The organism is Amycolatopsis sp. CB00013 (genome assembly GCF_001905755.1).
Lineage (GTDB): Bacteria > Actinomycetota > Actinomycetes > Mycobacteriales > Pseudonocardiaceae > Amycolatopsis > Amycolatopsis japonica.
This window is the reverse complement of the sequence record NZ_LIWC01000007.1, coordinates 200,219-222,452: the sequence shown is the minus strand read 5'-3', so window position 1 is coordinate 222,452 and position 22,234 is coordinate 200,219. Positions and strand designations below refer to the sequence as shown.

Sequence of the window (22,234 nt, the reverse complement as noted above, 5' to 3'; positions counted from 1 at the left end):
TAGCATGACAGTGAGGTGGAAGATGCCAGGGCATGGACACAGTCATGGCCACCAGACGGCGAAGAGCCGTCTCCGGCACCTCCTGACTCCCCACAGCCACGACAGCGCCGACCGTGTCGACAGCGCGTTGGAGACCAGCAAACGCGGCGTCCGGACACTGATCTGGTCGTTCGCCGCCCTGTTCGTCACCGCCGTCGCCCAGCTCGTGCTCGTGCTGATCACCGGCTCCGTCGCCCTGCTCGGCGACACGATCCACAACTTCGCCGACGCGCTCACCGCGCTTCCGCTCGGCATCGCCTTCCTGCTCGGCCGCCGCGCCGCCACCCGCCGCTACACCTATGGGCTCGGCCGCGCCGAAGACCTGGCCGGCGTGCTCGTCGTCCTGCTCATCGCCGCCTCGGCCTTCCTCGCCGGGTACGAATCCGTCCAGCGGCTGCTCGATCCGCGTCCGGTCCAGCATCTGTGGGTGGTCGCGGCGGCGGGTGTCATCGGCTTCGCGGGCAACGAACTCGTGGCCAGGTACCGGATCACCGTCGGCCGCGAGATCGGGTCGGCCGCACTGGTCGCGGACGGCCTGCACGCCCGTACCGACGGGTTCACGTCGCTCGCGGTCGTGCTCGGCGCCGCCGGTGTCGCGTTCGGCTTCCCGATGGCCGACCCGATCGTCGGTCTCGCCATCACCGTCGCGATCCTGTTCGTCCTGCGCGACGCGGCCAAGGAGGTCTTCCGCCGCTTGATGGACGCCGTCGACCCGGCCGACGTCGATCGCGCCGAACGCGCGGCCGCCGAGGTCCCCGGCGTGCTCGGCACACGGGACCTGCGGATGCGCTGGATCGGGCACAGCCTGCGCGCGGAACTCGCGGTGTCGGTCGAGGCCGGGCTGACCGTCACCGAGGCGCACCGCCTCGCCCATCGTGTCGAGGCAAGGCTGCGCGAGGTCCTCCCGCGGCTCGCGGAAGCGGTCGTGCACACCGAACCGGTGAACGCCCATGAGATCGTCAACGGGTGACGCCGTCCGACAACGACATCCGCGCCGTCCGTGCCCGCGCGCAACTGCTGACCGTTCCGGCGACGGACGTGCTCACCGTCGCCGGATCCGTCGCCGCCGTCCAGGCGCAGTCGACGCCCGCCGCGCGGCTCGCGTTCCGGGCCCGTAGCCGTGGCCTGACCTCGCAGGACGTCGACGCGTCCCGTGAGGTGACGCGCACCTGGCTGATGCGCAAGACGCTCCACTTGGTGCCGACGGCGGACCTCCGCTGGCTGAACCGGCTGTTCGGTCCGCGGAACGTCCAGGCGGGGCAGGGTCGCCGCCGTCAGCTGGGTCTCACCGACGAACTCTGCGAACGCGCGCTCGAGAAGCTTCAGGATCTCTTGCCCGGCAAGGCACTCACCCGGCAAGAGATCCTCGACGGCTTGGCCGCCGACGGCATCGTGCTCGACGCGAAGTCCCAGGCACCGGCCCATCTTCTGGCGTACGCGGCCAATCGCGGGCTGCTGTGCCGAGGCCACGACGCCGGAGCGGAGCCGACGTACGTGCTTCTCGACGAATGGGCCCCAGAAGGCCACGATCCGGCGGAACCGCATACGGAACTCGCCCACCGATACCTGACCGCGTACGGCATCGCGACCGTCGAAGACTTCGTCGCTTGGTCCGGGCTCCCACTCGGCCTCTGCCGCAAGGCTTTCACCGCGCTTGAACTCGTGTCCGCCGGTGACGGCTTCGCCCTTGTGCGGACCGAATTGTCCGCTCCCCCATGCCCTCCGCGTCTGCTCGGCGCCTTCGACACGTACCTGCTGGGCTACCGCGACCGCGCTCTGCTCCTCGACCCGGCCGAGGCGAAACGCGTCAACGCCGGCGGCGGGATGATCGCGCCGACCGTACTGGTCGACTGCCGGATCGCCGGAACCTGGCACACCAAGCGGACCGCGAAGCAGACGAAGGTCGTCGTGGAGCCCTTCGCCGTGCTTTCGCGATCCGCCATCACCGGCCTGGAGTCCGAAGTGGACGATTACGGCCGGTTTCTCGGCGAGGCGGCCGTCCTCGTCATTTGAGGGACCGGAAGAACTCCCGCACGTCCGAGACCAGGATCTCGGGCTCCTCCAGCGCCGCGAAATGCCCGCCGCGATCGACGTCGGTCCACCGCACGATCGTGTGGGCGTGCTCGGAGTACCGCCGGATCCCGACGTCGTGCGCGAAGATCAGCGCCGCCGTCGGCACGCCGGAGTTCTTCTCGACGGCTCCCCAGGTTTCTGCCTGCGCGTAGCCGACGTACGCGGACGAAGCCGCCGTTCCGGTCAGCCAGGTGAACATGACGTTGGTCAGCAGCCGGTCCCTGCCGATGATCTCCTCCGGCAGCGTGGGGCGCGGATGCGTCCACTCGCGGAATTTGTCCATGATCCAGGCCAGTTGCGCGACCGGGGAGTCGACGAGCCCGTAGCCGAGGGTCTGCGGCCGCGTCGACTGGATCGCGATGTACCCGAACTCCTCCCGCATGAATGCCCTGATCCGGTCGATGCGATCGCGTTCGATGTCAGTCAGCGAAGCGAGTTCCTCGTCCGACAACGACATCGGGGGCATCGGCGTCAGCCCGCCGTTGACGTGCACGCCGATCACCTTGTCCGGCGCGAACCTCGCCACTTCCGGCGACACCGAGGCGCCGAGGTCGCCGCCCTGCACGCCGTAGCGTTCGTAGCCGAGCCGGCGCATCAGTTCCGCCCATGCCCGGCCGATCCGCGGCATGGTCCACCCTGAATCCGAGACAGGGCCCGAAAAGCCGAAGCCCGGAAGCGACGGGATCACGAGGTGGAACGCGTCCGCCGGGTCGCCGCCGTACGCTTTCGGGTCCGTGAGCGGGCCGATGACGTCGAGGAACTCCACCACCGAACCCGGCCAGCCGTGCGTGAGGATCAGCGGCGTCGCGCCGGCTTCGGGCGAGCGGACGTGCAGGAAGTGGATCCGCTGCCCGTCGATGACCGTGGTGAACTGCGGATGACGGTTGATCTCGCGTTCGGCGGCGCGCCAGTCGTAGCCGTCGCGCCAGTATTCGGCGAGTCCTCGCAGCCAGGTCACCGGCACTCCGGTGTCCCAGCCATCGCCGGGGAGCGGCGCGGGCCAGCGCGTGCCGTCGAGCTTCGCGTGCAGCTCGTCCAGCTGCGCCTGGGGGACGTCGATGCGGAAGGGACGGAGCTCGGTGTTTTCCATAAAGCCCACGTTACGAGCCATTGAGGACAGGTTCGGTCCTCGATCGGGAAGGTATTCCGAGTGCGGGAAGATTCGCTCGTGACGGACAAGTACTTGGCATACGGCAGGCTCATCCGCGACGGGAAGATCCTGTTCATCCGGCGGCAGCCGTCGTCGTTCCTGGGCGGCCGCTGGGAACTGCCGGGCGGGACCGTCGAGCCCGGCGAGCGACCGGCCGAGACCGTGGTCCGCGAGTTCGCCGAGGAGACCGGGCTGGCCGTCCACGTCACCGGCGAACGCGGCACCCACAGCTGGGACGACGTCGCGGGCAGGCCGATGCGGATCCACGCCGCGGTGTACGCGCTCGCCGAGGAGGTTCCGGGCGAAGTCGTGCTCGATCCCGAGGAACACGACGCCTTCGTCTGGTGTGACCGGGAAGAAGCCGCGGAGCTCGATCTCGCGGAGCACTTCAGGCGGGCACTGGAGGACTGACTTCGAGGGCGGCCTCCGGCCTGGTCCGCTCCGCCCAGCGGACGGCGGGCGCGGTGAGCGTCCCCGCCAGCAGGAACAAGCCGCCCAGCACGATCCAGCCGACCGTCCCGCCGACCAGGATCAGCCCGGTCAGCAGTACCGGGCCGAGCATCCGGGCGATGGCCGTCCCCGCACCGAAAAGTCCTTGGTACTGCCCCTGTTTGCCGTCGGGCGCGAGACCGAAGCCGATCTCCCAGGAGCCCGCCGCCTGCGCCATCTCCCCCACCACCTGCAACGCGGCCCCCGCGAGCAGCACGAGCGCCGCCGCCCACGCGGAATCGCCCATCGCGGAGAACGAGAAGATCAGGCAGGAGACGAAAAGCAGCAGTCCCGCGTGGCGGACGTAGCGGGAGGCGCCGCGCAGGCCGGTCACGCCGCGCGCCACCCGCACCTGGAACACCACCACGCTCGCCGTGTTGAGCACCAGCATCGCCGAGACCAGCCAGCTCGGCGCCGCGGTCCGGGTCGAGATCCACAGCGGGAGGACCAGGCTGAACAGCGGCATGTAGAGCAGCATGATCATGTTGAGCAGCGCCAGAAGCGCATACGGGCGGTCGCGAAGTACGGCCACGGAGGGCTCGCCCGCCCGCATCGGCACCGGAGCCACCGAAGGCACCTTGCGGAGCACGAGCGCCGCGGCGACGAAGGCCAGCGCGTCGACGACGAACACCGTCAGGAACGCTTCCCGCGTCCCGATCGCCAGCGCGATCCCGCCGAGCGCCGCGCCGATCGCGATCCCCGCGTTGGACATCGCCTGCAGCCGGGCGCGGAACGTCGTGCGCCCGGCGGGGTCGATCAGGCCGGCGAGCAGCGCCTGCCGGGCCGCGCCGAGACCGCATTGGAAACAGGCGTAGACGCAGGCCGCGATCACGAACGCGAAGACCGAGTCCACGAAGAGGAACGCCGTGACCGACACGGCGGTGCCCAATGCCAGCAGGACGGCCGTGCCCTTCGGCCCACGACGGTCGGCCAGTTGCCCCAGCGCGACCCCGGCCACCGAGCCGACCGCCCAGCCCACGGTGAGGCCGAGCCCCACCTGCGCGGGCGAAAGCCCGACGATCAGCGTGAAGTACAGGGCCGAGCTGACGTAGTAGGCGCCGTCGCCGACGGAGCTGATCAGCTGGGCCGCGGTCAGTCGGTTCATATGCTCAAACTAAGCACCGGATTGGCCACATCCCAGCGCCAATATCCGCCGATCGCGTTGGGCCAATATAGGCTCGGGCGCGTGCCGTTCCACATCAGCCTCGACGGCCACACCGATCTGGCCGCCCGGATCTACCGCCAGCTCCGTGACGGCATCCTCGACGGACGCCTCCGCGCTGGGGAGCGCCTGCCTCCGACCAGGGAACTGGCCCGCGAGCTCGACGTCTCGCGCAATACCGTCGCGGTCGCCTACGAACGGCTCACCGCCGAAGGCTTCCTCGAAAGCCACGTCGGACGCGGGACCTTCGTCAGCCCCGGCTTCGTGGCGCGTTCGAAGCGCGCCGCGCCCGCGGGCACCGGGGTGCGGCCCGTCGCGCGGTGGAGTTCGCTGCCGGACCCTCCCGGCGATGACCGGCCCGCGTTCGACTTCCGGGTCGGCACTCCGGATCCGGCCCTGTTCCCGTTGCGGACCTGGCGACGGCTGGTCAGCCAGGCGCTCCGGCCGTCGCTGCTTCCGCCATCGGGGTACGCCGATCCCGCCGGGCTCGAAGCCCTGCGAGTGGCGATCGCCCGGCACATCGGCGCCGCCAGATCCGTGCGAGCCGACGTCGAGGACGTCCTGGTCACCCAAGGCGCGCAACAGGCCCTCGACCTGATCGGCCGGGTCCTGATCGAACCCGGAACGCGTGTCGCCGTCGAAGACCCCGGCTATCCCCCGGCCGAACGGCTTTTCACCGCCCACGGAGCCCGGATCGTGAAGGTGCCGGTGGACGCCGAGGGCATCGACGTCGCCGCGCTCGCGAAGGGCACCCGGTTGATCTATACGACGCCCTCGCACCAGTTCCCGCTCGGCACGCCGATGTCACTCGCCAGGAGGACGGCGTTGCTGGCGTGGGCGGAACGGAACGACGCGGTGATCATCGAGGACGACTACGACAGCGAGTACCGCTTCTCGGATCGGCCGCTCGAACCGCTCCAAAGCCTGGACCACGACGGCAGGGTGCTCTACGTCGGATCCTTCTCGAAGACCCTGCTTCCCTTGCTGCGATTGGGTTTCCTCGTCGCACCCGCCTCGCTGCGACCGGCGCTGCGGCAGGCGAAGCAGCTCATGGACTGGCACGGCGACCTCGTCACCCAATCGGCGTTGGCGAGTTTCATCGACGAGGGACTGCTCGCCCGGCACGTACGCAAGGCCACCCGAGAGTATTCGGCGCGACGGGACCGGATCCTGGCCTTCGTGCACGACGAACTACGTGACGTGCTGGAGGTCGTCCCCTCCAGCGCCGGACTCCATCTGTGCGCGCCGGTCTCTCCACAAGCGACGGTCACTGTGGACAGTGCGGCCGCCGAAGCGGCTCGGGGCGGGGTGGCCGTCGAAAGCCTGTCCACGTACGGAGGAACGCGCGGCGGGCTGGTGATCGGTTACGGGCTGGTCGGTTCCGACCGTATCGACGAAGGGCTCGCCCGGCTCGGCGAGTGCGTTTCGGCCGCCAGGATGCCATGAAAGGGTCGTTCAGGACACTTTCCGTCTTGAACGACCCTTTCATGACATCCGTTCGCCGCGGGACGCCGAAAACTGTCGTACCCCGGTGCTCTCCTGTTCCCAGGCGACAGCGGGCCCGTCCGGGGCCGCGCGCGGAAGCAGAGGAGGAAGTCCCATGGCCGGAGAAACGGTGCTCACGGTGATCGGCAACCTGACGACCGACCCGGAGCTGAAGTTCACCCCGTCGGGAGCCGCGGTAGCGAACTTCACGGTCGCGTCGACGCCCCGCGTCCTGGACCGCGCGAGCGGGGAATGGCGTGACGGAGACCCGCTGTTCCTGCGCTGCGCGCTGTGGAAGCAGGCCGCGGAGAACCTGGCCGAATCGCTCACCAGGGGGACCAGGGTGATCGTGCAGGGCAGGCTGAAACAGCGATCGTTCGAAACCAAGGACGGCGAGAAACGCACGGTGGTGGAGCTCGACGTCGACGAGATCGGACCGTCGTTGCGGTATGCCACGGCGAAGGTAAACAAGGCGGGCCGGAGTTCGGCGGGCACGCCGTCGGACGGCGCGTGGGAGCGAACGCCGGTGGCCGCCGGAAATCCGGAGCCGCCCTTCTGACCGGGCGCTTTCCCTCTCGGGAGGGAGCGATCTCCCTCCCGCGCGTCAGGCGGTCGCGCGCCTCCGGCTCGGATGCTGGAGGGCGTGAACACGACCACGATCGTCACGGAACTCGGGCTGGACCCGGCCCTCGAGCGGCACATGCGGTTCGCCGCCGAACTCCGCACCGGGCTCACCCTGGTCGAGGAAAGACTTCAGGAGGTGTTGCGCAGCCCAGGTCATCCGGAACTCACCGAAGCCGCCACTCATCTCGTCCGCGCGGGCGGGAAGAGGCTGCGCCCGTTGATGGCGTTGGCCGGAGCCGCGTTCGGCGACGGGCGGGACGAGGCGATCTCCGCGGCCGTGCTCGTCGAGCTCGTCCACGTGGCGACGCTCTACCACGACGACGTCATGGACGAAGCGCCGATGCGGCATGGGGTCACCAGCGCGAACTCCTTGTGGGGCAACAAGAAGGCCGTCTTGCTCGGAGACTACGTGCTCGCCTGCGCGGCGCGGGTCGGGGCCGGGCTCGGTGATTACGCGTTGCGCTCGCAGGCGGAGACGTTCGGCAGGCTCGTGCGCGGCCAGTTCCTGGAGACGACAGGGCCGTTCGAAGACTGCGGCCGTCACGCGCCGTACGAGCACCACATCCAGGTGATGGCCGACAAGTCCGCGTCGCTGATCGCGATGGCGGGCAGGCTCGGCGCGCAGGTGTCGGGCGCGGACGAGCGGACCATCGAAACGTTGGGCCAGTACGGCGAACTGATCGGTGTGGCGTTCCAGATCTCCGACGACGTCCTCGACATCTCGGCGTCCACCACCGACCTCGGCAAGTCCGCGGGCACGGATCTCCGCGAAGGCATCGTCACCTTGCCGATGCTCCACGCGCTCGACGACGAGGGGCCCGGTGCGGCTCGCCTGCGCGAGATCATCGGGCACGGGCCGGTTTCCGATCCGGCGGTCCGCCAGGAGGCGCTGGGGCTCCTGCGCGACTCCGCCGGCGTCGTGCGTGCCCTAGCCGAAGCACACGGGTACGCGGCCAAGGCGAAGGACCTCGCGCTCAGCCTCCCCGACCGGCCCGCCCGAGCGCTGCTCGTCGGCCTTTCGGCGTTCGTGGTCGACCGCGGCGAATAGGACCACGGTGCCCGCGACCAGGGTTACAGTGGCGGAATGACCACCGAAACCCTGGAAAACGTCGAAGGCCGCGACATCGGCTCCGGAGTCTCGATCATCCGCGAACGGACCGACGTCGACGGTTCCGGACCGAAGCTGCACCAGCATCCGTATCGCGAAACCTTCGTCATCATCCACGGCCGGGCCAGGTTCACCATCGGCGACTCCGAGCGCGAAGGCGGGGCGGGCGACGTCCTGGTCGTGCCGGCGGAGACCCCGCACAAGTTCGCCGTGATCGGCCCGGAAGTCTACGAAGCCGTCCACATCCACGAAAGCGACCGTTTCATCACCGAATGGCTCGAGTAATTCTGTCGGACGCCAGAAAACCCTTTCCCGGTCTAGAATCCGACGACGTGCTCGTGGACGGGCGGGCACCCGAGGCGACGGGAACCGGGAATCGTGACCGACGTGGCGGACCGCAGTGGTGACAAAACCCGCCAGGTGGACAGATTCGACCAACGACGCGCGCAGCTGGCGATGTCGGCGCTGGTCACGTTGTCCGAACTGGGCTACGCGCGCACGAGCCTGCGGGAGATAGCGCAGAACTCCGAGTTCTCCCACGGGGTGCTGCACTACTACTTCCGCAACAAGGCCGAGCTGATCACCTACTGCGTCAAGCAGTACAAGGCCGAATGCGTCACCCGGTACGACCGGATGGTCGAGACCGCGGAGACGGCCGAAGAACTGAAGGCGGCCTTCGGTGCCGCGACCGCTGCCACGCTGTGTGAAAACGCCCGGTTGCACAGGCTCTGGTACGACCTGCGCAACCAGAGCCTGTTCGAGAAACTGTTCCAGGCCGAGGTGCTGGCCATCGACGAGGCACTCGAACTGATGATCTGGCGGGTCGTGTCCCGGTACGCGGAGCTGCTGGGCAAGCCGGCGGATTTCGCGCCCTCGACGACGTACGCGCTCTTCGACGGCCTGTTCCAGCAAGGTCTGCTGAAACACCTCGCCGGCCGGGAGGACGCGGCGAGGTGCCTTCAGGACTCGGTCGAGCAGGTGCTGGCGCGGCTGTTCACCACTTGATGGTCGGATACCAGATGACGCCGGTCCGGCCGAGTACCCGCAGGTCCCAGTACAGCAGCGTGAACGTGCCGGCGACCAGCAACGCGGCACCGGTCACCACGGCGATCCTGGTGGGCTTCGCGAGCATCCATCGCTGCAGCCGCCCGCCCGTGCCGTGGGTGAGCACCAGGAACAACAGCGCCATCACCAGGATGTTGCCCACCGACTGCAGGGCGAACGCGGCGGCGCCGTAGAAGACGTTACGGCTTTCGGCCGCGCTGCGGAACATCATCCGGAACAGCGGGAACGGCCTCCCGATCAGGAACCCGCCGATGAGCGCCCCCATCAGGACGAGCGGCGCGGGCGGGAACCGGCGGGTGAGACCGGCGATCGGGTTGCGGACGAGACCGACGGAAGCCAGGCCCAGCACGATGAACACGATCCCGATCACGCCGTAGACGATCATCGACTGGATGTTCCGCGGCGTGAGCCCACCCGGCGACGAAGCGGTCGAGAACTGCGGCATCCGGGTGCCCACGAGCGCGACGATGACGCCGTACACCACGGAAACCGTCAGCATTCCGGCCGCGATCCAGCCCAGCGGCTTCAAGGTGTGGGTGAACTTGGGCCGTCCGGCGGTTCCCCCGCCGACAAGCGGGGCGACGGCACCGAAGGCGGCGATGTTGCACGCGGTGAACGTACCGGCGAGGCCCGAAACGAAGGCGAAGAACGTTCCGGCCAGCACCCCGCCGATCGGGGTCACCTTGGCGTCGTGTCCCAGGAGGGTGTTGGCGACGCTGTCGCCGATCACACTGTCCACAAAGGGTGCCGACCAGATCACCGTCAGCGCGAAGCCGATGAGGACGGACCAGAGGACGATGCGCCCTTTGTGTTCCGGATAGGGGCCTGAGCCCAGGAAATTCGTCTGAGGGGAAACAGGAGCGCGTTCGGTCACGGACATTCGTACCTCCAGCGGCTGATGATTTCCCCCGCTGCTCATCGTTGTTGCGATGTCCGGGTCGCGCCACCTCCAAAGTGCCGATCCACCCTTGCTCCGACCGGCTCCGGGTAACTCCGAAAAGGTGAAAGCCGCGGAGTCTCGTGGGATCATCGGCGGACGTGTACGGCCACTGAACCTGCGGAGGGCGATGGACTTCGACGAGGTCGCGGACGAGCTCTACGCCGGCGATCCGGCCGAGTTCGTCGCGGTGCGCAACCAACGGGCGAAAGAAGCCAAGGCGGCGGGTGACGCGGCCTTGGCCGAGCGTATCCGCGCCCTGCGGAAACCGACGCTCGCCGCCACGATCCTCAATCGCCGTGCCGGCTCCCCCGAGCTGGCGGAGCTGGCCAAGCTGGGCGACGAGCTCCGCAAGGCGCATTCGGCGCTGGCCGGTGAAGACCTGCGCAAACTCGCCAAGCGGCGCCAGGAGCTGGTGAACCGGATCCTGCGGGACGAACGTTCGATGAGCGAGTCCGTCAGCCGCGACGTCGAAGCCACCCTCGAAGCCGTCGTGGCCGATCCCGAGGTGGCGGCGCTCGCCCTCGCCGGACGGCTGAGCAGCGGCGCGGACAGCACCGGCGACCAATGGCTGACCAGTGGCTTCACCCCGCAGCCGAAGCGGAAACCCGCGCCTGAGCGCGAAAAGCCGGCCACCGTGTCGCATTTGGACGATCGGCGGAAGGCCAAACGCGCGGCCGCCGAAAAGGCCGAACAGGAGCGGATCGACAAGGCCCGCGAAGAGGCCGAACGCGAACAGAAGCGGGTGGCGGAGTTCAACCGGCTCCGGCGCGAGGCGGCCGATCTCGCGAAGGCCTGCAAGCAGGCCGAGATCGATCTTTCCCGCGCCGAACGCCGGGCCGAGAAGGTCACGGAGAAGACGAACGACCTCCGGCGGCGCCTCGCCGACGCCGAACTCGAGGAAGAGACGGCGAACGGCGAGACCGCGTCCGCGCAGACCGTCTTGGACGATCTACGCGCCGAGGCGGCACGAATCGACGAAGCCCTCGAACAGTTCTAAGCAGGCTGCCGGTCACGAACGCGCGTCGCGGTCACACGGCGTCCGTACGGCGTCTTGCCGCCCGGCTTGTAGACCGACAGCACCGTCATGGTCACGTACATCGTCGTGGACACGATGATCGGATAGAACCCGTCCACGCGACGGCCCGCTTCCACGAACACACCGTCCATAGTGGACTCGGCCGCGACCACCAGCTCCCTGATCCCCGGCAGCAGCGAGAACAACGTCAGCCCGGCGGCGATCAGGGTCAGCACGAGTTTGATCGCGACCCACTTGTACCGGATCAGTCCCCATTTCGTGCCGACGCTGAGCACGATCCCGCTGACCAGTGCGGTCAGGCTGACCGGCAGCAGCAGGTAGCCGCCGATCTGCTCCATCATCAGGATGGCGGCGTGCTGGCGCCGCGCGTCGTCGGTGAACACGGAGGTGAAGGTCAGGACCGCGTTCACCATGGTGATCCCGAGCCAGCCGAGTGACGAAACGACATGGACGACGAGGACGAGTTTCCGCCACCGCGGGGTGAGCGGTCGCCGCACTGTGGAAGTACTCATGCGACCAGTGTTTCCGCGGGCGAGGCTCTCGTCGTCCGTCGTGGAGCGGCACCTCGCCTACGTATCGCGGAGTACGAGCCCCCTGACGTACGCCGCCTGCCCGGCGTGCTGGAGATCGTCGGACAGCACGCTGACCAGGCGAACCCCGAGGGTGACGGGCGGATCCCACGCCTCGTCGACGATACGGTCGAGATCGGCCTCACCGAGTCCGGCGACCCAGGCCGCCGTCGCCTCGTGCACCGCGTCGTAGTACCCGGTCAGCAGGTCGGCGGAGCCGACACGGACCGCCTCGACGTCCTCGGGGCGATGCCCGTACCCGATGTCCGACGCCGGGAAGGGCAGCCCGAAGCGGCCGACCCAGTCCTGCGCGGTCCAGAGCTGCTCGGTGCCCATCAGATCGGCGACGTGGTCGTCCTGCACCCGGGCCAGATGCCAGACCAGCCACGCGATCGTGTTCGCGCCCGGTGCCGGGCTCGCGATCAGCTGATCGGCGCTCAGGCCCTCGACGGCGGCGTGCACTACTTCCTGGACGCGGCCGAACCCGTCGGCCACCACTTCGGCCAGTTTCATCGATTCCCCTTCCTGCGTCTCCGGCCCACGATGCCACCGCGAGGTGACCCCGGCCTTACAACCTTGACTTATATAAGCCCAGGCCGTGATAGTTGCTGGATGCACGCGTTCGACGTCCTCGGTGATCCGGTACGCCGCCGGATCCTGGAACTGCTGGCGGGCGGGGAACAGAGTTCCGGCGACGTGACCACCGTGGTCCGCGCCGAGTTCGGGATCTCGCAGCCCGCGGTCTCCCAGCATCTGCGCGTCCTGCGCGAAAACGGCTTCACCACGGTCCGTGCCGAGGGCGCGCGGCGGCTGTACTCGGTCGATCCGGGCCCGCTCAAGGAGATCGACGGCTGGCTGGAGCAGTACCGGCGATTCTGGGCCGGGCCGCTCGACGCGCTCGCCACCGAGATCGCCCGAGGCCGCCGGGAACGCCGCAAGGCGGCCGAAGACTAGGCGCGCGGGGACTGTCGGACCCCGCCCCTAGAATCGTCCGGGTGGCAGCCCCCGACATCGGTACCTCGGAAGCCCTTGAAACGCTGAACCGCGTCTTCGGCTACGACGACTTCCGCGGCGACCAGCACGCCATCGTCGAACACGTCATCGCAGGCGGTGACGCGCTCGTCCTCATGCCCACCGGTGGCGGGAAGTCGCTGTGCTACCAGATCCCCGCGCTGGTCCGGCCGGGTGTCGGCGTGGTGATCTCGCCGCTGATCGCGTTGATGCAGGACCAGGTCGACGCGCTGCGCAACCTCGGCGTGCGTGCCGGTTTCCTGAACTCGACGCAGGATTACGCCGAGCGCAACCGGGTCGAGGCCGCGTTCCTCTCCGGCGAGCTGGACCTGCTGTACCTGGCGCCCGAGCGGCTTTCGGTCGAATCGACGGTGCGGCTGCTCGACCGCGGCAAGATCTCGCTGTTCGCGATCGACGAGGCGCACTGCGTCTCCCAGTGGGGTCACGACTTCCGTCCCGACTACCTGATGCTGTCCGCGGTGCACGAGCGCTGGCCGGACGTGCCGCGGATCGCGCTCACCGCCACCGCCACGAAGGCGACGCACGCCGAGATCGCTTCCCGGCTCAACCTGGAGGACGCGCGGCATTTCGTCGCGAGCTTCGACCGGCCGAACATCCAGTACCGCATCGTCGGCAAGAACTCGCCGCAGCGGCAGCTGCTGGAGTTGCTGCGCACCGAGCACAAGGGCGACGCGGGGATCGTCTACTGCCTGTCGCGGAACTCGGTCGAGAAGACCGCGGACTTCCTGGTGGAGAACGGGATCCCGGCGGTGCCCTATCACGCCGGCCTCGACGCGCGCACCCGCGCGAAGCATCAGTCGCGGTTCCTGCGCGAGGACGGGCTGATCGTCGTCGCGACGATCGCCTTCGGCATGGGCATCGACAAGCCGGACGTCCGGTTCGTCGCGCATCTGGACCTGCCGAAGTCCGTCGAGGGCTACTACCAGGAGACCGGCCGCGCGGGCCGCGACGGGCTGCCGTCGACGGCGTGGCTGGCGTACGGCCTCCAGGACGTCGTCCAGCAGCGCAAGATGATCGACACCTCGGAGGGATCCGACGCGCACAAACGGCAGCTGAGCGCGCACCTCAACGCGATGCTGGCGCTGTGCGAGACGGTCGAATGCCGCCGTGTGCAGGTGCTGAGCTACTTCGGGCAACGGAGCGAGCCCTGCGGCAACTGCGACACCTGCCTGGCGCCGCCGGAGACCTGGGACGGCACCATCCCGGCGCAGAAGCTCCTCTCGACCATCGTCCGGCTGCAGAACGAGCGGCGGCAGAAGTTCGGCGCCGGGCAGATCATCGACATCCTGCTCGGCAAAACGACCCCGAAGGTGACCCAGCACCGGCACGACTCGTTGAAGGTCTTCGGCATCGGCACGGAGCTGAAGGAGCCGGAGTGGCGGGCCGTCGTGCGGCAGCTCCTGGCGCAGGGGCTCGCGGCGGTCGAGGGCGACTACGGCTCGCTGGTGCTGACCGAGGGCAGCGCCGAGGTGCTGAACGGGACGAGAAAGGTCCAGCTGCGGCGCGAGCCGGAGCGGGCGGCGAAGGCCGCGGCCCGGTCGAGCGCGAAGAAGGCCGCGGCCGCCGACATGCCCGCCGAGGCGGCGCCGGTGTTCGAACTGCTGCGGTCGTGGCGGGCCGCGGCGGCGAAGGAACAGGGAGTGCCCGCGTACGTGATCTTCCACGACGCGACCCTGCGCCAGATCGCCACCAAACGGCCGGCCACGCTGCAGGAGCTGGGCACGGTCAGCGGCGTCGGCGAGAACAAGCTCGCGAAGTACGGCGAGCAGATCCTCGAGACGCTCGCGGACGCCTAGTGCTCGTAGGGGCGGTGCGGCGGGCGTCCGGTCATCCCGTCGACCTTGCGCACCGCGCCGTCGATCTGGCTGTGGTACTTGCCCTTGGTCTTGTGGTCGACGAAGGTCGCGGCCTTGTTCACGGCCTTGGAGACCTTCTCGGGGTTCTTCCGCACGTAGGCGCGCACGGCCGTGGCGGTGCCGGCCAGGGCGGTCAACTTCCGCAGTAGAGCCACGGTGGTCCCTTTCGTCGGGGTCGTCTGGTTGTCCTGCTCAACGACCGGTGATGGCTCCTGGGTTCCCCGCGGCGTGCCGAATCACTCATTCCGCCGGAAAACGGGGCGCGCGCCGAGGGTCACGGCCACTAAATTCGTGCTCATGCGGGATCTTTCGCTGCTGCCCAAGGCCCATCTGCACGTCCACCTCGAAAGCACCATCCGGCCGGACACGCTCCGTGACATCGGCGAGGCGAACGGCATCGCCGTCCCCGTGGAACAACCCGTGTTCGACGGATTCCGCGCGTTCGGTGACTACAACGGGCTGATCCGGTCCTGCCTGCGGAGACCGGAGGACTTCGAACGGGTGGCCCGCGAGTTCTGCGAGGACCAGGTCGCGGACGGCGTCCGCTACGCCGAAGTCACCTTCACGGCGGCTTCGCACGGCGAACGGCTGGGCGAGCCGGACATGCCGCTGGAGTCCGTCCTCAAAGGACTGTCGGCGGGCGCCGCCGAACACGGGCTCCACTGGCGGGTGATCCTGGACCATTCGCGCCGCCGTCCGGTCGAACGTGCCCGGCTCACCCTCGATCTCGCCCGCCGGTACGCCCCGGACGGGGTGTTCGCGATCGGGCTCGCCGGCGAGGAGAAGTACCCGCTCGCGCCGTTCGGCGGGATCTGCGACGAGGCCGAGGAGGCCGGGTTGCACCTGATCCACCACGCCGGGGAGGACGCCGGCCCGGCCAGCATCCGCGAGGCGCTGGAAGTCGGGCACAGCGAACGGATCGGCCACGGCATCCGGATCCTGGAGGATCTCGCGCTGGTCGCCGAAGTGCGGGAACGCGGAATCGCGCTGGAGGTCTGCCCCTCGTCGAACGTGACGCTCGGGCTCGTGCCGTCGTTCGAGGAGCACCCGCTCCCCCGGCTGGTCGACGCCGGGCTCGTGGTCACCCTCAGCACCGACGTCCCGTCGATCACCGGAACGACACTGACCGACGAGTTCCTGCGCACCCGGGAGGCGTTCGCCTACCACGATCACGCGCTCGCCGGGCTCGCCCGCGCTTCCGTCGACGCGTCCTTCGCGCCCGCCGAGCTCAAGCGCTCCCTCCACGCGGAGATCGACGCCTGGCTCACGTAACGCAATTAGTCCTCTGGATGCGGTACTTGCGCGTGCAAGTACCGCATTCAGAGGACGAAACGCGAGGGGATCAGCCGGTGGGGAAGTCGTCCGGCGTGCGGATGCGGTCCCGCACCCAGACACCGGCGGGCTTCAGCATCGAAGTGCCGGTGAAGGAGTTCCCGGCGCAGGTTCCGGTCTTGAACACGGCACCGGAGCGGAAGTCGTCGGAGAAGTTCCAGTTCGTCCAGCCGATCTTCTTGGCGGCCAGCAGATCCAGGTACTTCTGCGAGTACGTGAAGTCGTTCCCGCCGTCACCCGTGTAGGTCTGGGTGCCGAATTCCGTGACGAACACCGGGATCTTGTCGGCGGTCCGCGCCAGCGCGTCGTAATGCTCGTCCTGGTGCGACGCCGCGTAGAAGTGGAACGTGTACATGATGTTGGTCGCGTTCACCGGGTTGTCCAGGATGTCGTTCTCGTCGCGGCCGTCGGAGATGCCGAAGGTCGACCAACCGTGCGTACCGAGGAAGACGACGCTGTCCGGGTCCTGGGCGCGGATCACCGGGATGACCTCCTCGGCGTATCGCTTCACGTCCGCCCAGCTGACGCCGTTGGGCTCGTTCGCGACGTCGTAGATGATGTTGACCTTGTCCTTGTGCCGCTGGGCGATCTCGGCGAAGAAGGTCTTGGCGAGGTCGGTGTTCTCGTTCGGGTCACCGGGGTCGAGCTGGTGCCAGTCGACGAGGACGTACATCCCGCGTTTCGTCGCCTCTTCGATGTAGTTGTGCACCATGTCGGTGAACTTGCGCGGGTTGCTCTCGTAACCGTCGTCCTGGATGTACATGGCGACCCGCAGGATGTCGGCCTTCCAGTCGTTGGCCAGCGCGTCCAGCGAAGCGGTCTTCACACACTGGCTGTACCACTGGATCCCGTGCGTGCTCATGCCCCGCAGCTGGATGGGCTTGCCGTACTGGTTGCAGAGTTTGACGCCGCAAACGTGGAGCTTTCCGTTGATGGACACCGGCGTCCCGGTGTTCGAACCGCCACCGCCTTCGACCGACAGCGAGTCCGCGTTGGGGCCGCCGTTCGCCGTGACGGCGGTGGTGCGGATCTTGTTGCTGCCCGCGGCGAGGTTCACGGTGGTAGTGACGGTGCGCCAGGTCGTCCACGCGCCGGTGCCGGCGAACCCGAGGTCGTCGACGGCGAGGGCCCCGTTGACGGTGACGTCGAGCGGGCGGTTGGCGGTGGTGCCGTTGGCGTAGCGAAAGGTCAGCGTGTGCTGCCCCGCCTGCGCCGCGTTGACGGTGTACTCGACGTAGCTACCGGTGACGTTGTCGTAGTTGACGAAGCCGGATCCGGTGAAGCCGGTGTGATTGGCTTCGACCACGCCGCGCGAGATCGTCGCGTCCTCGGATTCGTACTGGACGGGAGCCGCGGAAGCGGCCTGGGCGGAGATCGGGACCGAGGCGGCCGCGAGCACCGTGACCAGCGCCGCCCGCCATCTTGGGCGTACCACTTTGTGCCTCCTTCAGAAGCATCGTTGCGTTCCGTGGAGCAGGGGCGCGGCGAGCCCTTGTTAAGAAACCTTCCTAACGCGGACTAGTCTCACCATCGGGATGAAGCGCTGTCAACAGGGCAAAGGGGGCGATCGCGCCCCGCAGTCGGTCCTCTACTTGCGGTAGTTGCACGCGCAAGGACCGCATTCAGAGGACGAAACGCGGGTCGTGGCCCGCATCACCCGGACGGCGGGCCACACAAGTTCTCCACATTCGTCACGTACCGTGGAACCGGTGACCGCTTCGTCCCCTTCGACCCTGGACCTGATGGATCAGTGGCAGCAGCCGCCCCCGAAACGCGGCCCGCGTGGCTGCGTGATGCTCGTTCTGCTGGTCGTGGGCGCCTTGGTCGCCGGTGCCGTCTGGGTCGTGATCAGCCTCAACGACCGTGAGCCGGTGCCGGTCAAGCCGGAATTCGTGGTCCCCTCGCTCAAGCCCGCCCCACGTTCGGCGATCCCCGGTGACGCCGGACCGCTGCCCGCGGAGCCCGCGAAGGACGCCTGGATCGCGAAGGTGTCGGAGAACACGGACATCCCTTCGCGCACGCTGCGGGCGTACGTGAACGCTGCCGAGAAGACCGCGAAGACCACTCCGCGTTGCGAGATCACCTGGGCGACCATCGCCGGGATCGGGCGCACCGAGTCCCAGCACGCCCGGCACGACGGTTCCCGCGCCGGTGAGGACGGCATCGTGACGCCGCCGATCATCGGCATCCCGCTCGACGGCTCCCCCGGCGTGCTGGCGGTCGTCGACACCGACAAGGGCGCGCTCGACGGCGACCCGAAATGGGACCGTGCGGTCGGTCCGATGCAGTTCCTGCCCGCCACCTGGAAGCGGTACGGCGTCCGCGCGAGCGGTGACGGCGCCGCGCCGGACCCGCAGAACATCGACGACGCGGCGCTGACGACCGCGCGGTACATGTGCGCGCGGGGCGGCGACCTCGGCGATCCCTCCGGCTGGTGGACCGCGGTGCTGACCTACAACAACTCCACCCAGTACGGGCAGGAAGTGTTCAGCAACGCCGACGCCTATGGGAAAGCCGCGCTGAAGCCCTAGGCGGGCAACAGCCGCGTGACCAGCCGGGTCAGCTGGTGCACGTTCCGGCATTCGTACATCTCGACGACCTCCGCGTACGCGTGCGCCTCGGAGTCGCCGGTGGACCACAGCGCGGTCCGCTCCGGGTTGAGCCAGTACGTATGCCTTGCCGCGGAAGCGATCCCGCGGACCGCGTCGAGGTTCGGGTCGCCGCCGTTGGTCCTCGCGTCACCGAGGATGAGCATGGACGTCCTGGGGCCCACCGCGTCCGAGTAGCGCTCGACGAACTCGCCGAGCGCGTGCCCGTAATCGCTGTGCCCGTCCCACCGGGTCAGTTCCGCGTCGGCGAGGATGCGCGCACCGAGGTCTTCGGGATCGGCGGCGCCGGTGTCGACGAGGTGGGTGATCTCGTCGCAGGCGTCGATGAACGCGAACACCCGCACCTTGCTGAACTGGTCACGCAGGGCCTGCACCAGCAGCATGGTGAAGTTCGCGAAACCGGCCACCGAGCCCGACATGTCGCACAGCAGCACGATTTCCGGCCTTCCCGGCCGGTGCCGCCGGTACGACGGCCGCATCGGGACGCCGCCGGTGGACAGCGAGCGCCGCAGTGTCCGCCGCAGGTCGATGTGCCCGCGCGCGTGCCGCCGTCGCCGCGCGGCCAGCCGGGTGGCGAGCTTGCGTGACAACGGCTGCACGACCCGGCGGAGTTCGGCGAGTTGCGCCCGGCTGGCGAGCAGGAAGTCGACGCGGTCGGCGGCGGGTGGCACGGCATGCCGCGAAACCCGTTCCCTGCCACGGACTTCCGCCACGCGCCGCCGTGCCTCGGTCCGCACGAGACCGCGGAAACCCTCGACGCGGCGCCGGACGTCGTCGCGGTCCAGCCGGTCGGTGAAATCCTCTGGCGGCGAACCGGCGCGGATCGCTTCGAGCACGCGGACCACGAGGGTCTGCGGCTGAAGCCGTTCGAGCGTCTGATGCGCCGACCAGCCGCCGCTGCCCGCCGTGCCGCCGTACTCCCCCAGCATGTCGACGGCGAGCCCGGCCAGCTGCGTCAGTTCCGGCTGGTCGTTCGCCGCGAGCGCCGTGGCGAGCCGGTCGCGCAGCGCCGCCAGATCGTCGACGGGGTCCTGCGACGGCGCGCCGACGCCGAGCGGGAAGTAGATGTCGAAGGTCGCGTCGAACACCGCGCGCTGGCCGCCGCGCCGGACGAGCGCCGCCGCGAGCCCTTCCCGCATCTGCTCGCGGGAGTCGAGGCCCAGCACTTCCAGTGCCGCGGCGGCGTCGACCGTCTCGCTGGGTCCCGCCGGGATTCCGTGTTCCCGCAACGCTTCCACGAATTCGACGAGCCTGCCCGGCACACCGCTCACGAGTCGAGGACCTTGCCGAGTTCCAGCCGCGCGTCCGCCTTCACGACGTCGTCCTGGTGTTTGAGGATGACGCCGAGGCTCGCGCGGACGACGTCCTCGCCGAGGCTGTCCGCGCCGAGCGCCAGCAGGGTCCGCGCCCAGTCGATGGTCTCGGCGACCGACGGCGCCTTCCGCAGCTCCATCGCCCGCAACGCGGTGATCACCTTGACCACGGACGCGGCGAGCGCGTCGTCGACGCCCGGCACCTTGAGCCGCACGATGCGCTGCTCCAGCGCCGCGTCGGGGAAGTCGATGTGCAGGAACAGGCACCGGCGCCGCAGCGCTTCGGAAAGCTCCCGCGTCGCGTTGGAGGTCAGCACCACGAACGGTTTGCGCCCGGCGGTGATGGTGCCGAGTTCCGGGACGGTGATCTGGAAGTCGCCGAGCACCTCCAGCAGCAGTCCCTCGATCTCGACGTCGGCCTTGTCGGTCTCGTCGATGAGCAGGACGGTCGGCTCGTCGCCTTTGATCGCCGTCAGCAGCGGCCTGGCCAGCAGGAACTCTTCACCGAAGATGTCGTTGCGGGCTTCGTCCCACGTCTCGTCCTTGCCGGCGGTGATCCGGAGAAGCTGCTTCGCGTGGTTCCACTCGTACAGCGCGCGGGACTCGTCGACGCCTTCGTAGCACTGCAGCCGCACGAGCCGGGAGCCACTCGCCTGCGCGACCGCCTTCGCCAGCTCGGTTTTGCCGACCCCCGCGGGGCCCTCGATCAGCAACGGCTTGCCGAGGGCGTCCGCGAGGAACACCGTGGTGGCGACGGCCGCGGAGGCCAGGTAGCGGGTGTCGGCGAGCTTCGCCGTCACGTCTTCGACGGATGTGAAGTACCCGGTCCCAGCCACGCGGCCTCCCAGCTCGATCGCCTACCCGGCCGACTCTACGTCGCGGATCCGCTTCGGCAGCAGGAACCCGACCGCGAAGGTGAGCATCACCATCACCGCGACCACCCAGAACGTCCGCTGGGCGGCGGCGGTCGGGTCGGCGGTCCCCGCGTCGAAGAACACCGTGCCCAGCAACGCGAGCCCCAGCGCGCCGCCGACCTGCTGGAGCGAGGTCAGCGCGCCCGACGCCGATCCGGCCTCGGCCGGTTCCACTCCGGACAGGGCGATCTCGAAGTACGGCCCCATGATCAGCCCGGAGCCGATCCCGACCACCAGCAACGCCGGCGCGATCTGCCACGGACCCGTCTCCGGGCCGAGGAGCAGCAGCAGGGCGATCACTCCGACGGTCATGATCAACGCACCGGTGTGCAGCACCTTGCGGCCGTGCTTGCGCACCGCCTGCACGAGGCCCATCCCGACGATCATCCCCAGCGACATCGGCACTCCGGTCAGCCCGGCCTTGAGCGGCGAGAAACCGAGCCCGAGCTGCAGGTACAGCGTGAACACCAGACCGAAACCGGAGAACGCCGCGAAGTAGATCGTGCCGGTCGCCATCCCGGCGAGGAAGCTGCGCTTGCGGAACAGGCTCGGCTCGACCAGCGGGTCGCCGCCGCGGCGGCTCTTGCGCTTCTCGAACCACGCGAACACGCCGAACACCACGACCGCGGCGGCCATCATCGCGAACGTCCACAACGGCCAGCCGTACTCACGCCCCTGCACCAGCGGGAAGACGATCAGCAGCGCGCCGGTCGTCGCGAGCAGCGCACCGGGGATGTCGAGGGTGAGCGAACCGCCGGGACGGGACTCGGGAAGGAACTTGATCGCGGCGAGTACCGCCAGCGCGCCGATCGGGAGGTTGATCAGGAAGATCATCCGCCAGCCGGTGCCGAAGAGATCCGCGTCGACCAGCCAGCCGGCGAGGATCGGGCCGCCGACCGCGGCGAGCCCCATCACCGGGCCGAACATGCCGAACGCGGACTGGAGTTCCTTGCCCGCGAACATCTCCTTCATCATGCCGAGGCCCTGCGGCACCATCGCGGCGCCGAAGAGACCCTGCACCACCCGTGCGGTGATGATCATCTCGGGGTTCACCGCGACCGCGCAGAACAGCGAGCCGGCGACGAAACCGATCGCGCCGATCAGGAACATGCGCTTGCGGCCGAAGATGTCGCCGAGCCGTCCGCCGGTGAGCAGACCGGACACCATCGCGAGGGTGTAGGCCACGCCGAGCCACTGGATCATCGCCGTGCCGCCGCCGAGCGACGCCCGCATGACCGGTCCGGCGATGCTCGTGACCGTCATGTCGAGCAGTTCCATCACCGAGCCGGTCAGGATCACGAACAGCGCGGGCCAGCGCCAGCGGTACGGCTTCGCCGAGGGCGTGTTTTCCGAGGTCACACCGCTCGGGGTGTCCAGTGTCATCGTCATGGGAACAACGCTAAAGTCAATTCCGGCCACTTTCTGACCGGAATGCGAG

The 22,234-nt window shown here is 68.8% G+C and carries 23 protein-coding genes; 13 read left to right on the top strand and 10 right to left on the bottom strand.

Annotated elements, in window-relative coordinates:
• Positions 1-22 precede the first annotated feature (22 nt).
• Together AMK34_RS37905 and AMK34_RS37900 are read left to right on the top strand one after the other, a co-directional pair.
• Entirely contained in the window at positions 23-1,009 is a 987-nt protein-coding gene (locus AMK34_RS37905; RefSeq protein ID WP_073848556.1) for a cation diffusion facilitator family transporter, read from the top strand.
• On the top strand, positions 1,006-2,052 hold the full coding sequence (locus tag AMK34_RS37900; RefSeq protein WP_073848554.1) for a winged helix DNA-binding domain-containing protein: 1,047 nt from the start codon (positions 1,006-1,008) through the stop codon (positions 2,050-2,052). Before AMK34_RS37905 ends, AMK34_RS37900 begins: the two co-directional genes overlap by 4 nt.
• Here the strand turns inward: AMK34_RS37900 and AMK34_RS37895 are convergent.
• Positions 2,045-3,202 carry an epoxide hydrolase family protein gene (locus tag AMK34_RS37895; RefSeq protein ID WP_073848553.1) on the bottom strand — a complete coding sequence of 386 codons (1,158 nt, stop codon included), beginning with the start codon at positions 3,200-3,202 and terminating at the stop codon, positions 2,045-2,047. The genes AMK34_RS37900 and AMK34_RS37895 overlap by 8 nt on opposite strands.
• A 60-nt stretch (positions 3,203-3,262) precedes the next feature.
• Here AMK34_RS37895 and AMK34_RS37890 point away from each other — a divergent pair, with 60 nt between their 5' ends.
• A complete protein-coding gene (locus AMK34_RS37890; protein ID WP_073848552.1) occupies positions 3,263-3,673 on the top strand; it encodes an NUDIX hydrolase in 411 nt (136 codons plus the stop codon).
• Here the strand turns inward: AMK34_RS37890 and AMK34_RS37885 are convergent.
• Entirely contained in the window at positions 3,651-4,856 is a 1,206-nt protein-coding gene (locus tag AMK34_RS37885) for an MFS transporter (RefSeq protein ID WP_073848551.1), read from the bottom strand. The genes AMK34_RS37890 and AMK34_RS37885 overlap by 23 nt on opposite strands.
• An 81-nt stretch (positions 4,857-4,937) precedes the next feature.
• On the opposite strand from AMK34_RS37885, the gene pdxR reads away from it, so the two are divergent.
• From pdxR to AMK34_RS37860, 5 genes are all read left to right on the top strand, one after another.
• Entirely contained in the window at positions 4,938-6,359 is a 1,422-nt protein-coding gene (gene pdxR, locus AMK34_RS37880) for a MocR-like pyridoxine biosynthesis transcription factor PdxR (RefSeq protein ID WP_073848550.1), read from the top strand.
• A gap of 154 nt (positions 6,360-6,513) precedes the next feature.
• A complete protein-coding gene (locus AMK34_RS37875) occupies positions 6,514-6,957 on the top strand; it encodes a single-stranded DNA-binding protein (RefSeq protein ID WP_037344974.1) in 444 nt (147 codons plus the stop codon).
• An 84-nt stretch (positions 6,958-7,041) separates the two neighbouring features.
• Positions 7,042-8,070, top strand: a complete 1,029-nt coding sequence (locus AMK34_RS37870; protein WP_241832951.1) for a polyprenyl synthetase family protein — start codon at positions 7,042-7,044, stop codon at positions 8,068-8,070.
• A gap of 36 nt (positions 8,071-8,106) precedes the next feature.
• Positions 8,107-8,415, top strand: a complete 309-nt coding sequence (locus AMK34_RS37865) for a cupin domain-containing protein (RefSeq protein ID WP_073848547.1) — start codon at positions 8,107-8,109, stop codon at positions 8,413-8,415.
• 93 nt (positions 8,416-8,508) lie between these two features.
• Positions 8,509-9,135, top strand: coding sequence for a TetR/AcrR family transcriptional regulator (locus tag AMK34_RS37860; protein WP_073848545.1), 627 nt, complete (start codon positions 8,509-8,511; stop codon positions 9,133-9,135).
• On the opposite strand, the gene AMK34_RS37855 is transcribed toward AMK34_RS37860, so the two are convergent.
• The gene (locus AMK34_RS37855; RefSeq protein ID WP_073848544.1) at positions 9,125-10,075 is read right to left on the bottom strand and encodes a hypothetical protein; all 951 of its coding nucleotides are present in this window, start codon (positions 10,073-10,075) and stop codon (positions 9,125-9,127) included. The two genes, AMK34_RS37860 and AMK34_RS37855, sit on opposite strands and share 11 nt — an antisense overlap.
• Before the next feature lie 187 nt (positions 10,076-10,262).
• On the opposite strand from AMK34_RS37855, the gene AMK34_RS37850 reads away from it, so the two are divergent.
• The gene (locus AMK34_RS37850) at positions 10,263-11,132 is read left to right on the top strand and encodes a hypothetical protein (protein WP_038510543.1); all 870 of its coding nucleotides are present in this window, start codon (positions 10,263-10,265) and stop codon (positions 11,130-11,132) included.
• Here the strand turns inward: AMK34_RS37850 and AMK34_RS37845 are convergent.
• Positions 11,129-11,683 carry a hypothetical protein gene (locus AMK34_RS37845; protein ID WP_241832950.1) on the bottom strand — a complete coding sequence of 185 codons (555 nt, stop codon included), beginning with the start codon at positions 11,681-11,683 and terminating at the stop codon, positions 11,129-11,131. The two genes, AMK34_RS37850 and AMK34_RS37845, sit on opposite strands and share 4 nt — an antisense overlap.
• 57 nt (positions 11,684-11,740) lie before the next feature.
• Entirely contained in the window at positions 11,741-12,253 is a 513-nt protein-coding gene (locus AMK34_RS37840) for a mycothiol transferase (protein ID WP_073848542.1), read from the bottom strand.
• Positions 12,254-12,352: 99 nt separating this feature from the next.
• Here AMK34_RS37840 and AMK34_RS37835 point away from each other — a divergent pair, with 99 nt between their 5' ends.
• Positions 12,353-12,694 (top strand): ArsR/SmtB family transcription factor, encoded by a 342-nt coding sequence (locus tag AMK34_RS37835; RefSeq protein ID WP_037344963.1) that lies wholly within the window; start codon positions 12,353-12,355, stop codon positions 12,692-12,694.
• A 41-nt stretch (positions 12,695-12,735) separates the two neighbouring features.
• Positions 12,736-14,568: a DNA helicase RecQ gene (gene recQ, locus AMK34_RS37830; protein ID WP_038510535.1), complete on the top strand. Its 1,833-nt coding sequence runs from the start codon at positions 12,736-12,738 to the stop codon at positions 14,566-14,568.
• Here recQ and AMK34_RS37825 read toward each other — a convergent pair.
• Positions 14,565-14,783 (bottom strand): antitoxin, encoded by a 219-nt coding sequence (locus AMK34_RS37825; RefSeq protein WP_038510531.1) that lies wholly within the window; start codon positions 14,781-14,783, stop codon positions 14,565-14,567. The genes recQ and AMK34_RS37825 overlap by 4 nt on opposite strands.
• Before the next feature lie 142 nt (positions 14,784-14,925).
• Between AMK34_RS37825 and add the strand changes: the two genes are divergently transcribed.
• On the top strand, positions 14,926-15,900 hold the full coding sequence (gene add, locus AMK34_RS37820) for an adenosine deaminase (RefSeq protein ID WP_073848541.1): 975 nt from the start codon (positions 14,926-14,928) through the stop codon (positions 15,898-15,900).
• Between the two features lie 70 nt (positions 15,901-15,970).
• Here add and AMK34_RS43655 read toward each other — a convergent pair whose 3' ends face one another.
• Complete coding sequence (locus tag AMK34_RS43655; protein WP_073848540.1) at positions 15,971-17,395, bottom strand: cellulase family glycosylhydrolase; 1,425 nt, start codon at positions 17,393-17,395, stop codon at positions 15,971-15,973.
• 274 nt (positions 17,396-17,669) lie between these two features.
• On the opposite strand from AMK34_RS43655, the gene AMK34_RS37810 reads away from it, so the two are divergent.
• Positions 17,670-18,491 (top strand): lytic transglycosylase domain-containing protein, encoded by an 822-nt coding sequence (locus AMK34_RS37810; RefSeq protein WP_228694909.1) that lies wholly within the window; start codon positions 17,670-17,672, stop codon positions 18,489-18,491.
• Here AMK34_RS37810 and AMK34_RS37805 read toward each other — a convergent pair.
• From AMK34_RS37805 to AMK34_RS37795, 3 genes are read right to left on the bottom strand one after another with little or no spacing between them, the layout of a single operon-like run.
• The gene (locus AMK34_RS37805) at positions 18,488-19,840 is read right to left on the bottom strand and encodes a vWA domain-containing protein (RefSeq protein WP_038510526.1); all 1,353 of its coding nucleotides are present in this window, start codon (positions 19,838-19,840) and stop codon (positions 18,488-18,490) included. The genes AMK34_RS37810 and AMK34_RS37805 overlap by 4 nt on opposite strands.
• A complete protein-coding gene (locus AMK34_RS37800) occupies positions 19,837-20,718 on the bottom strand; it encodes an AAA family ATPase (RefSeq protein ID WP_073848539.1) in 882 nt (293 codons plus the stop codon). The genes AMK34_RS37805 and AMK34_RS37800 overlap by 4 nt, the downstream gene beginning before the upstream one ends.
• A gap of 21 nt (positions 20,719-20,739) precedes the next feature.
• Positions 20,740-22,185, bottom strand: coding sequence for an MFS transporter (locus tag AMK34_RS37795; protein ID WP_073848538.1), 1,446 nt, complete (start codon positions 22,183-22,185; stop codon positions 20,740-20,742).
• Between the last annotated feature and the right edge of the window lie 49 nt (positions 22,186-22,234).